The sequence below is a fragment of the Micromonospora sp. NPDC003776 genome (assembly GCF_053605645.1).
Map to the genome: position 1 here is coordinate 1 of NZ_JBSGJR010000144.1, position 12733 is coordinate 12733.

Sequence of the window (12733 nt, forward strand, 5' to 3'; positions counted from 1 at the left end):
CACCACGGTGGTGAGCAGGGCGAGGGTACGCAGCGGCGCGGGCACGGTGGGCGTCACCGGCCCGTCCGGTGCGTCAGCAGGTCAGGGGCGGCCCATGCCGCGGTACTCCCAGCCGGCCTGGGTCCACAGGGTGGAGTCCAGGCAGTTGCGGCCGTCGACCACCTTGCGGCCGTTGACCAGCTCACCCAGCGCGACCGGGTCGGCGTTGCGGAAATCGGCCCACTCGGTGAGCACGCAGACCAGGTCGGCGTCGCGGACCGCGTCGGTCATGGTCGCCTCGTACGTCAGGTCGGGCACCGCCCGGCGGGCGTTCTCCATGCCTTGCGGGTCGAAGACGTGCACCTCGGCGCCGGCCTTGCCGAGCAGCGCGGCGACGGCGAGGGCCGGGGCGTCGCGGACGTCGTCGGTGTTGGGCTTGAAGGTGGCTCCGAGCACGGCGATCCGGGTGCCGGAGAGGTCGGGTCCGGCCGGACCGGACCGGCGGCCGAGCAGGTCGGCGGCGAGCTGCACCACCCGGGTACGCCGGCGCAGGTTGATCAGGTCGACCTCGTGCAGGAAGCGCAGCGCCTCACCGGCGCCGAGCTCCTGGGCACGGGCCTGGAACGCCCGGATGTCCTTGGGCAGGCAGGCGCCGCCGAAGCCGAGGCCGGCCTGCAGGAACCGGTTGCCGATCCGGGGGTCGTACCCGATGGAGCGGGCCAGCTGGGTGACGTCGCCGCCGGCGGCCTCGCAGACCTCGGCCATCGCGTTGATGAAGGAGATCTTGGTGGCCAGGAAGGCGTTCGCGGCCACCTTGACCAGCTCGGCGGTGGCGAAGTCGGTGACCACCAGGGGCACCTCGCGGTCCTCGGTGGCGGCCAGATCGAAGACGCCCTTGTGGGCGGCGTAGAGCATGCCGTTGGCCCACTCGCTCTTGACGCCGACGACGATCCGGTTGGGCCGCAGCACGTCGTCGACGGCGAAGCCCTCCTGGAGGAACTCGGGGCTCCACGCCACCTCGACGCCGAGGTCGGCGGGGGTGTGCTTGCCGACGAGCTGTTCCACCCACTCCGCGGTGCCGACCGGGACGGTGGACTTGCCGACGATCAGCGCCTTGCGGGTGAGGTGCTGGGCCAGGCTGGTCACCGACGCCTCGACGTACGACAGGTCGGCGCCCATGCCGTCGGCCCGCTGGGGGGTGCCGACGCAGATGAAGTGCACGTCGCCGAAGTCGGCGGTCTCCTGGATGTCGGTGCTGAACCGCAGCCGGCCGGCGGCCAGGTTGCGCCGCAGCAGCTCGTCCAGGCCCGGCTCGTGGATCGGCACCTCGCCGGCGTTCAGCTTGGCGATCTTGTCCGTGTCGACGTCGAAGCCGAGCACCTCGTAGCCGAGCTCGGCGTAGCAGATGGCGTACGTCGCGCCGAGGTATCCGGTGCCGAGGAAGGTGACGCGGGGCCGGGCCGCGCCCGAGGGCGGGGTCACGGCCGCGATGGCCGGCACCGGCTGGATGTTCGGGTAGGGGATCGTCACGCCTGTCTTCTCCGCTCGCACTGGCGGCGCTTCGTTGCGTCGCAATCGGCCGGCGCCATGGCCGGGCACCGAGGGGACCACTGTCGTCCAGGTGTGAGGGTAGTTGTGCCATGTCGACGCCGCTCGTGCGCGAGACTACCCGCCGGTAAGGTCCGGCTGAACCCTGGTGGCTATCCTTCAGTCTGCGGCAGCCGGCGGCCTCCGGGCGCCACGGACTGCGCGCATCTTAGCGGTGAAGGGGAGGGGCCGATGGCCGCAGAGGAGTCGTTCGACGTCTACCGGTTGCCGGAGGAGCATGAGGCGATCCGGGAAGCGGTGCGTGAGGTCTGTGCGGCCAAGGTGGCTCCGCACGCCGCTGAGGCGGACGAGACGGGTGAGTTCCCGAAGGCGTCGTACGACGCGTTGCGGGCCGCCGACTTCCACGCCCCGCACATCCCCGTCGAGTACGGCGGCGCGGGCGCGGACGCCCTGGCCACCGCGATCGTGATCGAGGAAGTGGCCCGGGCCTGCGCCTCGTCCTCCCTGATCCCGGCCGTGAACAAGCTCGGCACCATGCCGCTGCTGCTGGCCGGCTCGGAGGAGCTGAAGCGGAAGTACCTGACCCCGGTCGCCGCCGGGGACGCGATGTTCTCGTACTGCCTCTCGGAGCCGGAGGCGGGCAGCGACGCCGCCTCGATGACCACCAAGGCGGTCCGGGACGGCGACCACTGGGTGCTCAACGGCGTGAAGCGGTGGATCACCAACGCCGGCGTCTCCGAGTACTACACGGTCTTCGCTGTGACCGATCCCACAGCGCGCTCCAGGGGCATCTCCGCCTTCGTGGTCGAGAAGTCCGACGCCGGGGTCAGCTTCGGCGCCCCGGAGAAGAAGCTGGGCATCAAGGGCTCGCCCACCCGCGAGGTCTACTTCGACAACGTGCGCATCCCGGCCGACCGCATGATCGGCGCCGAGGGCACCGGCTTCGCCACCGCCATGCGCACCCTGGACCACACCCGGGTCACCATCGCCGCCCAGGCGGTCGGCATCGCGCAGGGCGCGCTGGACTACGCCAAGGGGTACATCCAGGAGCGCAAGCAGTTCGGCAAGCCGGTCGCCGACTTCCAGGGCATCCAGTTCATGCTCGCCGACATGGGCATGAAGCTGGAGGCGGCCCGCCAGCTCACCTACGCCGCGGCCGGCAAGTCGGAGCGGGGCGACGCGGACCTGACCTACTTCGGCGCCGCCGCCAAGTGCTTCGCCTCGGACGCCGCCATGGAGATCACCACCGACGCGGTGCAGCTCCTGGGCGGGTACGGCTACACCCGCGACTACCCGGTCGAGCGGATGATGCGGGACGCCAAGATCACGCAGATCTACGAGGGCACCAACCAGGTGCAGCGCATCGTCATGGCCCGCCAGCTGCTCAAGGGCTGAGCCGGACGACGGCCCGATCGGGCGGGCGGGCCGGGGTGCCGGCCCGCCCGCGGCGGTCAACGGATCTCGCTGGTGCCCTCCGGTCGGCCGGCCGCCCGCGGAGGCGCGGACCACGGCGACTCGCCGCCGGTGCGGCGGGGCAGGGGTTCGGTGGGGGTGGGGTCGGGATAGCCCAGGCTGAGCGGGGCAGTGTCCTTCGTCGCGTCGCTCGGCGGCCAGTCGCCGAACGACTGGGGGGTGTCGACCGACGTGTCGGCCGGGGTCAGCTCCGCCTCGGCCGGCTGCCCGGGCCACTGCCGCCAGCGCTGCGCGCTGAACACGGCCATCAGCAGCAGCACGCCGATCAGGAACAGCGTGCCGTTCTCCAACGGCTGGCGCAGCGGCAGCGGGTCGCCGAGCATCTTCCAGCCCTCGGGGACCCGGTCACGAACGGCGAACGGCGCGACGAACATCCCGAGGTACGGGAGGGCCAGCAGCAGCCCGGCCACCAGTGGGCCGAGCGGTGAGAAGCGCAGCGTGGCGAGCAGGCCGAGCAGGATGCCGGCGACGCCCAGATAGACGGCCGGCTCGATCAGGTTGGGCGTGCTGTACGTACCGAGTTCCACCCAGCGGTGCACGGTGCGTCCAGATCCGTCCTGACCGAGAGTGATGAGCACCCAGGTGACGGGCGCCACCACCAACCCGGCGAGGAAGCTCCAGAGATGTCGCATCCGCGCACCGTACCGTTTTCGACATGACAGAGCACCCCTCCGCCCCGCAGGGCAAGCCGACCTCGTACTCGCGGGTCACGCTGAGTCGCATCATGACCGCTGTCGATGTCAATCTGTACGGGACCGTGCACGGTGGGGTACTGATGAAGTTCGTCGACGACGTCGCCGGGGCGGCCGCCGCCCGGCACAGCGGGGGCACCGCGGTCACCGCCTCCATCGACGAGATCGTCTTCTCCGAGCCGGTCCGGGTGGGTGACCTGGTGCACGCGCACGCCCAGGTCAACTGGACCGGGCACACCTCCATGGAGGTGGGGGTGAAGGTGGTCGCCGAGCGCTGGGACTCGGCCGAGGACGAGCCGGTCCGGGTGGCCACCGCGTACCTGGTCTTCGTCGGGGTGGACGTGGGCGGCTCGCCCCGCCCGGTGCGGCCGGTGCTGCCGGAGACCCCGGACGACGAGCGGCGCTACCGGGAGGCGGAGATCCGCCGCGCCCACCGGCTCGCCCGCCGCCGCGCCATCCAGGCGCACCGCGCCGGCTGAGGTGTGAGGAAGGGGCCCTTCACCCTCACCAGGCGTTAACAAGGGGCCCTTCCTTGCAGCCGGACCACACAACATCCGGGTGCGGGGTGTGGGCCGGCCACGCCCCCTCAACGGCACCCGGTGCGGACAATGGCCAGGCGAGGTAGGGCAAGATGGCGCCACGGCCCATGCACAGTGTCGTGACGGGGCCTCAGGGAGGGTGGAGACAGTGGGTGACGTGCTGTGGACGCCGCCGGCCGACGTGCGTGAGCGGTCCCGGATCGGCGACTACCTGCGCTGGCTGGCCGAGCACCGGGGGCTGGAGTTCGCCGACTACGACGCGCTGTGGCGCTGGTCGGTGACCGACCTGGACGTCTTCTGGCAGTCGATCTGGGACTACTTCGACGTGGTCGCGCACACGCCGCCGACCGCCACGCTCGCCGGCCGGGCCATGCCGGGCACCCGGTGGTTCCCCGGCGCGACCCTCAACTACGCCGAGAACGTGCTGCGGATGCCGGGCCGGGGCGACGACGACCCGGTGGTGATCGCGCACGGGCAGACCCGCGCGCCCGAGACGCTGACCGCCGCGCAGTTGCGCGAGCAGGTCCGCCGGGTGGCGGCCGGGCTGCGCCGGCTCGGCGTCGGCCCGGGCGACCGGGTGGCCGCGTACGCGCCGAACATCCCGGAGACGTTCGTGCTGCTGCTGGCCACGGCCAGCCTGGGGGCGATCTTCTCCTCCTGCGCTCCCGAGTTCGGCACCCGCAGCGTGACCGACCGGTGGCAGCAGATCGAGCCGAAGGTGCTGGTCGCCGTGGACGGCTACCGGTACGGCGACAAGCCGGTCGACCGGCGGGGCGAGGTGGCCGCCATCCGGGCCGCCCTGCCGTCGCTGGCGCACACCGTGAGCATCGCGTACCTCGACCCGGCCGGGGAGGCGCCCGAGGGTGCGATCTCCTGGGCGGAGCTGGCGGCGGAGACCGACGAGCCGCTGAGCTTCGCCCCGGTGCCGTTCGACCACCCGCTCTACGTGCTCTACTCCTCCGGCACCACCGGCCTGCCGAAGCCGATCGTGCACGGCCACGGCGGCATCCTGCTGGAGCACCTGAAGATGCTGGCCCTGCACCACGACCTGGGCCCGTCCGACCGGTTCTTCTGGTTCACCACCACCGGCTGGATGATGTGGAACTTCCTGGTCTCCGGGCCGGCGGTGGGCGCCGCCATCGTGCTGTTCGACGGCAACCCGGGCCACCCGGACCTGGGCACGCTCTGGCGACTGGCGGCCGAGACCGGCACGACCTACTTCGGCACCTCCGCGCCGTTCCTGCTGGCCTGCCGCAAGGCCAACCTGGTGCCGAAGGCGATCGCCGACCTCTCCGCGCTGCGCGGGGTCGGCTCGACCGGGGCGCCGCTGCCCGCCGAGGGCTTCACCTGGGTGTACGAGAACGTCAGCGACACCCTCCAGCTCCAGTCGCTGTCCGGCGGCACGGACGTCTGCACCGGGTTCGTCGGCGGCGTGCCGCTGCTGCCGGTGCACGCCGGGGAGATCACCTGCCGGGCGCTCGGGGCCAAGGTCGAGGCCCGCTCGGCCGACGGCACCCCGGTCATCGGGGAGCTGGGCGAGCTGGTGATCACCGAGCCGATGCCGAGCATGCCGGTGGGCTTCTGGAACGACCCGGAGGGCACCCGCTACCGGGAGGCCTACTTCGAGGTCTACCCGGGCGTCTGGCGGCACGGCGACTGGATCACCGTCAACGAGCGCGGCGGCTGCGTGATCACCGGCCGCTCCGACGCCACCCTGAACCGGGGCGGCGTCCGGCTCGGCACCGCCGAGTTCTATTCCGTCGTCGAGGGGCTCGACGAGGTGGTCGACTCGGTGGTCGTGCACCTGGAGGACGACGAGGGCGGGGCCGGCGAGCTGCTGCTCTTCGTGGTGCTCGCCGAGGGCCTCGAGCTCGACGACGAGCTGCGGAAGAAGATCTGCCGCGAGCTGCGTACCGCCCTGTCGCCCCGGCACGTGCCGGACGAGATCCACCAGGTCCGCGCCGTCCCGCGCACGCTGAGCGCGAAGAAGCTGGAGGTGCCGGTGAAGAAGATCCTCACCGGCACCCCGGTCGACAGCGCAGCCGCCAAGGGCGCCCTGGCCAACCCGGACTCCCTCACGGCTTTCGCCACCTTCGCCCAACGCCGCGCCACCACCGACAACCCCACCCCGGCCTGACCCCGACCCCTGAACCCTGGGGGGAGGGCGGGCCCGGGCTCAGGTGAGGGTGCGGGTGACCTTCTCCGTGGCGGTGCGGGAGTCGAGGCGGGACCGGTCCAGGTTGGCGCAGGCGACCAGGGTGGCGCCGGCGGTGAGGGGGGCCAGGAGCCAGTCGATCGGGTCGGGATACCCGGTCACGTCGACCAGGAGGCGGTCGCCGGGGGTGAGGCAGAGCTCCGCGGCCCGGGCCTCTGCGCGGGCCAGCAGCGCCCCGTCCGCCTCGCCGCCCTGCGGGTACGGCGTGAAGTGATCGCCGTGCCCGCGTACCGCCGCCACGAAATCGGTGAAGCCGGCCGGCACCTCCCGCATCGGCAGCGCGAACGGGTCCAGCGCCAGCACGTACCGCTCGCCGGCCGGCCACCGGCCCGCCTCGTCGACCCGGGACGCGGCGGCGAAGAGCACGTCCACGTCACCGGCGGTGTCGACCACGGTCAGCTTCGCCGACCAGCAGCCCAGCAGCACGGCGGCGGTCTGCCAGTGCGGGGGCAGCAGCACGGCGGCCGTGTCGCCGGGCGCCAGCGCGGCCTCGTCGACGATCAGGTTGGCCGTCTTGGCCACCCAGTTCGCGCAGGTCGCGCCGGACAGTTCGGTGCGCTCGCCGGTGGCGTCGTCGTACCAGGTCAGCAGCGGTCGGGTGGGGTCGGTCGCGATCGCGTCACCGAACACCCGGGCAATGTTGTCGGCCATCGGCGCGAACGATACGCGGTCGGGGCGCGTACTCGATGACAACGACAAGTCGGCGTACCGTCGGGTCGCAGTCAGCGTCGGGAGCCCCGCCCGGCGTAGGCTTGCCGACAGTGTTGTTCCCCACAGAACCGCCAGCATGAGGAGTCGCCCCGTGACCGCCGGCCGCCCGCCCCGCGTGCTCATCGACGCCACGAGTGTCCCCGCCGACCGTGGCGGCGTCGGTAGATACGTCGACGGCCTGCTCGGCGCGCTCGGTGGCGTCTGCGGGTCCGCCGTGGACCTGGCCGTGGTGAGCCTCCGTACCGACCTCGAGCGGTACACCCGGATGCTGCCCGGAGCCGAGGTCATCCCCGCCCCGGCGGCGGTCGCGCACCGCCCGGCCCGGCTCGCCTGGGAGCAGACCGGGCTGCCGCTGCTGGCCCAGCAGGTCGGCGCCGAGGTGCTGCACTCGCCCTTCTACACCTGTCCGCTGCGGGCCGGCTGCCCGGTGACGGTGACCGTGCACGACGCGACCTTTTTCACCGAGCCGGAGCACTACGACAAGTCCCGCCGGACGTTCTTCCGCAGCGCGATCAAGACCTCGCTGCGCCGCGCCGACCGGGTGATCGTGCCGAGCAAGGCCACCCGGGACGAGCTGATCCGGCTGCTGGACGCCGACCCGACCCGGATCGACGTGGCGTACCACGGGGTCGACCAGGCCGCCTTCCACGCGCCGAGCGACGAGGAGAAGGCCCGGGTGCAGGCCCGTCTCGGCCTGGGCAGCAGCAGCTACATCGCCTTCCTCGGGGCCAAGGAGCCGCGCAAGAACGTACCCAACCTGATCCGCGGCTGGGCCCGCGCGGTGGCCGACCGGGACAACCCGCCGGCCCTCGTGATCGCCGGCGGTCAGGGGCACGACGACGACATCGACCGGGCGGTGGCGGAGGTCCCCTCGCACCTGCGGCTGCTCCGCCCGGGCTACCTCCGCTACGCCGACCTGCCGGGCTTCCTCGGCGGCGCGCTGGTCGCGGCCTACCCGTCGTACGGCGAGGGGTTCGGCCTGCCGATCCTGGAGGCGATGGCCTGCGCCGCCCCGGTGCTGACCACGCCGCGGCTGTCGTTGCCCGAGGTGGGCGGCGACGCGGTGGCGTACACCAGCGAGGACCCGGACCAGATCGCCACCGACCTGACCGCCCTGCTGAACGACGACCAGCGCCGGCTCGCCCTGGCCAAGGCCGGTTTCGAGCGGGCCAAGGAGTTCACCTGGGAGTCCAGCGCGGAGGTGCACGTCGCCGCCTGGAGCCGGGCGCGCGCCTGAACCCGCGCTGCGGGTAGCCGCGACCGTACCTGACCGCTCGCCCGCTTCGGGCATGATGTGCTGATGTTCTACGCCGTCATCCCGGCGGGAGGCAGTGGCACGAGGTTGTGGCCGCTGTCCCGGGCCGGCCATCCCAAGTTCCTCCACCCGCTGACCGGCACACCGGCCTCCCTGCTCCAGGCGACGGTGGACCGGCTCGCGCCGCTGACCACACCGGAGCGCACGCTGGTGGTCACCGGGGCCGCGCACGTCACGGCGGTGGCCCGGCAACTGGCTGGCCTGCCGGAGGAGAACATCCTGGTCGAGCCCTCGCCCCGGGACTCCTGCGCCGCGATCGCCCTGGCGGCGGCGGTGATCGCCCAGCGCGACCCGGCGGCGGTGATGGGCTCGTTCGCCGCCGATCACCTGATCGGCGATCCGGCGCGTTGGGCGGAGGTGGTCCGGCAGGCGATCGTCGGCGCCGAGCAGGGGCTGCTGATGACGGTGGGCATCACCCCGACCCGGCCGGAGACCGGCTACGGCTACCTGGAGACCACCGACCCGGTGGGCGGCGGCCCGCTGCGCCCGGTGGCCGAGTTCAAGGAGAAGCCGGCCGCCGAGGTCGCCGAGGTCTACGTCCGCTCCGGCCGGCACCTCTGGAACGCGAGCATGTTCGTCTGGCGGGTGGACGTGTTCCTGGCCGAGTTGGCCCGGCAGCAGCCGGCCCTGCACGCCGGGATCACCGCCATCGCCGCGTCGTGGGGCACTCCCGAGCAGGACGACGTGCTGGGCACGGTCTGGCCGACCCTGCCGAAGATCTCCGTCGACTACGCGGTGATGGAGGGCGCGGCGACCGCGGGCCGGGTGGCGACCGTGCCCGGCGACTTCGGCTGGAACGACGTCGGCGACTTCCACACCCTCGGCGAGGTGCTCCCCGCCGACGAGCACGGCAACGTGGTGCTCGGCGGCGACGGCAAGCCCGGCGTGCTGCTGCACGACACCACCGGCACCGTCGTGGTGCCGCAGTCCGGCCGGCTCGTCGCCACCGTCGGGGTGCACGACCTGATCGTCGTGGACACCCCGGACGCGCTGCTGGTCTGCCCCCGCGACCGGGCGCAGGACGTGAAGAAGGTCGTCGACGAGCTCAAGGGGCGCGGCGAGGAGGGCCTGGTCTAGCCGGTGCTGCCCGTCGCGTTCGGCACGGCGCGGCGGGCCAGGGCGGCCAGGGCCGGTGCGACGAGCTGGGCGGTGCCGTCGGCCAGCGGGTCGGGCAGCCGGTCGGGTCGGAACCAGCCCAGCGCCTCGGACTCGGCGCTGACCCGCTCGGTCGCCCCGGCCGGGGCCAGCACGGCGAACCGGACGTCGTAGTGCAGCGAGCCGCCCTGGCAGGAGACCGGGTGGATGTCCACGTCGATCGGCTCCGGGTCGACCACCAGACCACCGATCCCGGACTCCTCGGTCGCCTCGCGCAGCGCGGCGGCGGCCAGGGTCGGATCGTCGGGCTCGCAGTGCCCGCCGAGCTGCACCCACTTGCGGAACTTGCCGTGCAGGCAGAGCAGCACCCGGCTGCCGGTGGCGTCGAGCACCAGGGCGCTCGCGGTGACGTGCCCGGGCCGGTGAGCACGGCTCATCGCCACCGGCCCCGCGGCCAGCAGCTCCAGGGTCCGGTCGCGGTTCGCGGCCGCGGCCGGGCTGGTCGCCGTCCAGCCGCTCAGCACCGCGGTGGCGTCGGCGTGCAGGTCGGCGTACGTCCCCAGGTCGGTGTGCACCCCCACACTCTACGAGCGGGCGCTCCGTACCCTGGCCGGGTGACCCTGCGACTCGTGGAGTTCGTCGTGGCCGGCAACGAGGCCAGCGACCTGTTGCCGGTCCGTTCCTCGGCGCTGCTGCGGGCCCACGGCGCCCGGCGTGGCTTCTGGACCGTGCTGGACGAGGGGCCGGTGGAACGGTGCCTGGCGCTGCTGCTCGAGCTGGCGGACGGCGGGTGGGTCGCGCACCACGTGGCCGCCGACGCCGGCCCGGAGAACGGTCGCACCGAGGACGGCGAGGCGCTCGCCCACCACGACGGCTGGGTGTACGTCTTCGGCTCGCACTTCGGCTCGAAGGCCGGCCCGCTGCGGCCCCGCCGCGCCTTCGTGGCCCGGTTCCGCGAGGAGGACGCCGCCGCCGGCCCGCTGCCGGTGCAGGTGGTGCGCAACCGGTTCCGGCTGCACCGGGCGATCAACGACGCGCTCGCCGCCGCGCCGCTGCGTACGCTCCCGCCCGGGGAGCGGGTGCGGGACCGGTTCATCGTGGAGACCCTGGCGCGCGGCAGCGCCCGCGCCAAGAGCTGGGTGACCCGGCTCGCCGAGGACGATCTGCCGGTCAACGTCGAGGCGGCCGCGTTCACCCCGGCCGGGGCGGTGCTGCTGGGGCTGCGTTTTCCGGTCACGGCCGAGGGGGAGCCGATCCTGGTCGAGCTGGCCGGGGTGGCGGACATGTTCGACCGGGAGCCGGGCTGGCCCCGGGCGGTGGGCGCGTACGCGTTGACCGGGGTGACCCCGCCGGGCACGTTGACCGGCTTCCGGGCGATCGCCGTCACCCCCGACGGCGGATACGCCGGGGTGATCGGCTCGATCGACGCGCTGGGCAAGGGCTCGGTGCTGCTGGACGACCACCCGCACGGCGGCGAGGTGACCTCGCGGCACGTCGCCTTCCGGTGGGAGCCCACCCCGGACGCCCGGGTCGCGGGAAAGCTGGTGGCCGAGCTGGCGCCGTTCCATCACGTGGAGGGGCTGGCCGAGCTGGACGGGAGCTGTTATTACGTGACCGACGAGGACCACCGGGTGGCGCTCTGGATCGGCTGAGTCGACCGGTACCGGGGAGCGACCGGTGACACCCCTGCGGAGAAAGCCGCAGACCCTCGTGGTGTCGCCCGGTCGCCCGTGCCCCCCGATCTCCCGGTAGCCCCGGGCCGGCGGTGACACCTCCGGCCCCAGCAGGCACCGGTAGTCTGCCCAACCCGCCCGGCCGCCGTCGAGGTTTTTCAGCCCACGCTTAAAAGTGGAGATAAGTGCCAGCGGGTACAGTGCCAGGTGGAGGCGGACAATCCCTCTGCCCGCCGCCGGGAGAGCGCTCCATGCTGAAGATCATCTTCTCGGGTGAGGACATCCTGCGGACCAGGGTGGCCCCCGCCGCGGACCCGGTCTGGGAACTGGTCCTCAGCCTGCACCTGCTTCAGGGCCGCGGGCGGGAACCGCTGCTGCTCGAATGGCGCCGCGCGGTGGCCCGCGCCCTCCGTACGGAGAGCGACGCCGAGCAGTTCCGGCTCCTGTTCGCCCTCAACCCGCCCCGCGGCTACTTCCCCGACTTCCTCACCCCGTACGCCTCCCGGGACGGGCTCGAGGCGGGGCTCTCGGCGCTCCGCGGCACCCCGATCGGCATGCTGCGCCGGGACCTCACCCTGCTCGCCGAGGAGAACGTCCTGCCCTCTTCGGCCGACGCGCTGGCCCGCGGCGAGCCCGAGGTGCTGCGCCACCTGACCGGGTCGATGGCGCGCTACCAGTCGCTCGCGCTGGCCCCGTACTGGGTGCGGATCCAGGCGGCGGTCGAGGCCGACCGGGCACGGCGGGCCCGGGCGATGCTCGACGGCGGGCCTGAGGGACTGCTCGCCAGCCTCCGGCCCAGCATGCGGTGGGCGGACAACGTCCTCGAGGTGCTCGACTACCCGGACAGCCGGGAGTTGCGTCTGGACGGGCGGGGCCTGCTGCTGGTCCCGTCCTTCTTCTGCGCCCGAACGCCGGTCGCGCTCCTCGATCCGGCGCTGCCCCCGGTGCTGGTGTACCCCGTCGACCGGCTCGGCGGGCTCGCCGCCTCCCGCGACCCGGACGACGGCGAACGGGAGGCGCTCGCCGCGCTGCTCGGCCGGACCCGGGCCGCCGTGCTGGCCGCCGCCGACAACGGCTGCACCACCGGCGAGGTCGCCCGCCGGCTGAACATCTCCGCCGCCGCGGCCAGCCAGCACGCCAGCGTGCTGCGCAACGCCGGCCTCCTGGTCAGCCACCGGGACCGCAACACCGTGCTGCACACCCTGACCCCGCTCGGCCGCGCCGTCCTCGACGCCTGACCGCCTCGCCCTCCGCCGTGCCGCGGTGTGCGCGCCGCCGTGCGCACCGCCGTGCGCACCGCCCAAGATCCGCACTAATTCACGGAAATAGTGGCCATGTCCGGCGGGATGGCCACTATTTCCGTGAAAGAGTCGCCTCGCGTCGCCTCGCGTCGCGTCGCCTCGCGTCGCGTCGCCTCGCGTCGCCTCGCGTCGCCTCGCGTCGCCTCGCGTCGCCTCGCGTCGCCTCGCGTCGCCTCGCCTCGCGTCGCCTCG

Annotated in this window: 11 protein-coding genes; 7 read left to right on the forward strand and 4 right to left on the reverse strand. The window is 73.2% G+C overall.

Annotated elements, in window-relative coordinates:
• Window positions 1–81: 81 nt before the first annotated feature.
• Window positions 82–1509 carry a UDP-glucose dehydrogenase family protein gene (locus ACWEVO_RS14535; RefSeq protein WP_452308017.1) on the reverse strand — a complete coding sequence of 476 codons (1428 nt, stop codon included), beginning with the start codon at window positions 1507–1509 and terminating at the stop codon, window positions 82–84.
• Window positions 1510–1758: 249 nt separating this feature from the next.
• Here ACWEVO_RS14535 and ACWEVO_RS14540 point away from each other — a divergent pair, with 249 nt between their 5' ends.
• Window positions 1759–2922: an acyl-CoA dehydrogenase family protein gene (locus tag ACWEVO_RS14540; RefSeq protein ID WP_452308018.1), complete on the forward strand. Its 1164-nt coding sequence runs from the start codon at window positions 1759–1761 to the stop codon at window positions 2920–2922.
• 56 nt (window positions 2923–2978) lie between these two features.
• Here the strand turns inward: ACWEVO_RS14540 and ACWEVO_RS14545 are convergent, their stop codons facing one another.
• Window positions 2979–3632: a hypothetical protein gene (locus ACWEVO_RS14545; RefSeq protein WP_452308019.1), complete on the reverse strand. Its 654-nt coding sequence runs from the start codon at window positions 3630–3632 to the stop codon at window positions 2979–2981.
• A 23-nt stretch (window positions 3633–3655) separates the two neighbouring features.
• On the opposite strand from ACWEVO_RS14545, the gene ACWEVO_RS14550 reads away from it, so the two are divergent.
• Both ACWEVO_RS14550 and ACWEVO_RS14555 read left to right on the forward strand, forming a co-directional pair.
• Window positions 3656–4171: an acyl-CoA thioesterase gene (locus ACWEVO_RS14550; protein ID WP_452308020.1), complete on the forward strand. Its 516-nt coding sequence runs from the start codon at window positions 3656–3658 to the stop codon at window positions 4169–4171.
• 208 nt (window positions 4172–4379) lie between these two features.
• Window positions 4380–6368 (forward strand): acetoacetate--CoA ligase, encoded by a 1989-nt coding sequence (locus ACWEVO_RS14555; RefSeq protein WP_452308021.1) that lies wholly within the window; start codon window positions 4380–4382, stop codon window positions 6366–6368.
• Window positions 6369–6407: 39 nt separating this feature from the next.
• On the opposite strand, the gene ACWEVO_RS14560 is transcribed toward ACWEVO_RS14555, so the two are convergent.
• Complete coding sequence (locus ACWEVO_RS14560; RefSeq protein ID WP_452308022.1) at window positions 6408–7097, reverse strand: TIGR03089 family protein; 690 nt, start codon at window positions 7095–7097, stop codon at window positions 6408–6410.
• A 151-nt stretch (window positions 7098–7248) separates the two neighbouring features.
• Here ACWEVO_RS14560 and ACWEVO_RS14565 point away from each other — a divergent pair, with 151 nt between their 5' ends.
• Both ACWEVO_RS14565 and ACWEVO_RS14570 read left to right on the forward strand, forming a co-directional pair.
• On the forward strand, window positions 7249–8394 hold the full coding sequence (locus ACWEVO_RS14565) for a glycosyltransferase family 4 protein (RefSeq protein WP_452308023.1): 1146 nt from the start codon (window positions 7249–7251) through the stop codon (window positions 8392–8394).
• A gap of 63 nt (window positions 8395–8457) precedes the next feature.
• The gene (locus ACWEVO_RS14570) at window positions 8458–9549 is read left to right on the forward strand and encodes a mannose-1-phosphate guanylyltransferase (protein WP_452308024.1); all 1092 of its coding nucleotides are present in this window, start codon (window positions 8458–8460) and stop codon (window positions 9547–9549) included.
• Here ACWEVO_RS14570 and ACWEVO_RS14575 read toward each other — a convergent pair.
• The gene (locus ACWEVO_RS14575) at window positions 9546–10142 is read right to left on the reverse strand and encodes an NUDIX hydrolase (RefSeq protein ID WP_452308025.1); all 597 of its coding nucleotides are present in this window, start codon (window positions 10140–10142) and stop codon (window positions 9546–9548) included. The genes ACWEVO_RS14570 and ACWEVO_RS14575 overlap by 4 nt on opposite strands.
• 39 nt (window positions 10143–10181) lie before the next feature.
• Here ACWEVO_RS14575 and ACWEVO_RS14580 point away from each other — a divergent pair, with 39 nt between their 5' ends.
• Together ACWEVO_RS14580 and ACWEVO_RS14585 are read left to right on the forward strand one after the other, a co-directional pair.
• Complete coding sequence (locus ACWEVO_RS14580) at window positions 10182–11219, forward strand: hypothetical protein (protein WP_452308026.1); 1038 nt, start codon at window positions 10182–10184, stop codon at window positions 11217–11219.
• 272 nt (window positions 11220–11491) lie between these two features.
• A complete protein-coding gene (locus ACWEVO_RS14585) occupies window positions 11492–12478 on the forward strand; it encodes a winged helix-turn-helix domain-containing protein (RefSeq protein ID WP_452308027.1) in 987 nt (328 codons plus the stop codon).
• The last annotated feature ends 255 nt before the right edge of the window (window positions 12479–12733 follow it).

What these genes read in the sequence shown, in the direction of transcription:
- ACWEVO_RS14540 (WP_452308018.1), top strand. Translation starts at nt 1,759, where the DNA reads ATGGCCGCAGAGGAGTCGTTCGACGTCTACCGGTTGCCGGAGGAGCAT.
- ACWEVO_RS14545 (WP_452308019.1), bottom strand. Translation starts at nt 3,632, where the DNA reads ATGCGACATCTCTGGAGCTTCCTCGCCGGGTTGGTGGTGGCGCCCGTC.
- ACWEVO_RS14550 (WP_452308020.1), top strand. Translation starts at nt 3,656, where the DNA reads ATGACAGAGCACCCCTCCGCCCCGCAGGGCAAGCCGACCTCGTACTCG.
- ACWEVO_RS14560 (WP_452308022.1), bottom strand. Translation starts at nt 7,097, where the DNA reads ATGGCCGACAACATTGCCCGGGTGTTCGGTGACGCGATCGCGACCGAC.
- ACWEVO_RS14570 (WP_452308024.1), top strand. Translation starts at nt 8,458, where the DNA reads ATGTTCTACGCCGTCATCCCGGCGGGAGGCAGTGGCACGAGGTTGTGG.
- ACWEVO_RS14585 (WP_452308027.1), top strand. Translation starts at nt 11,492, where the DNA reads ATGCTGAAGATCATCTTCTCGGGTGAGGACATCCTGCGGACCAGGGTG.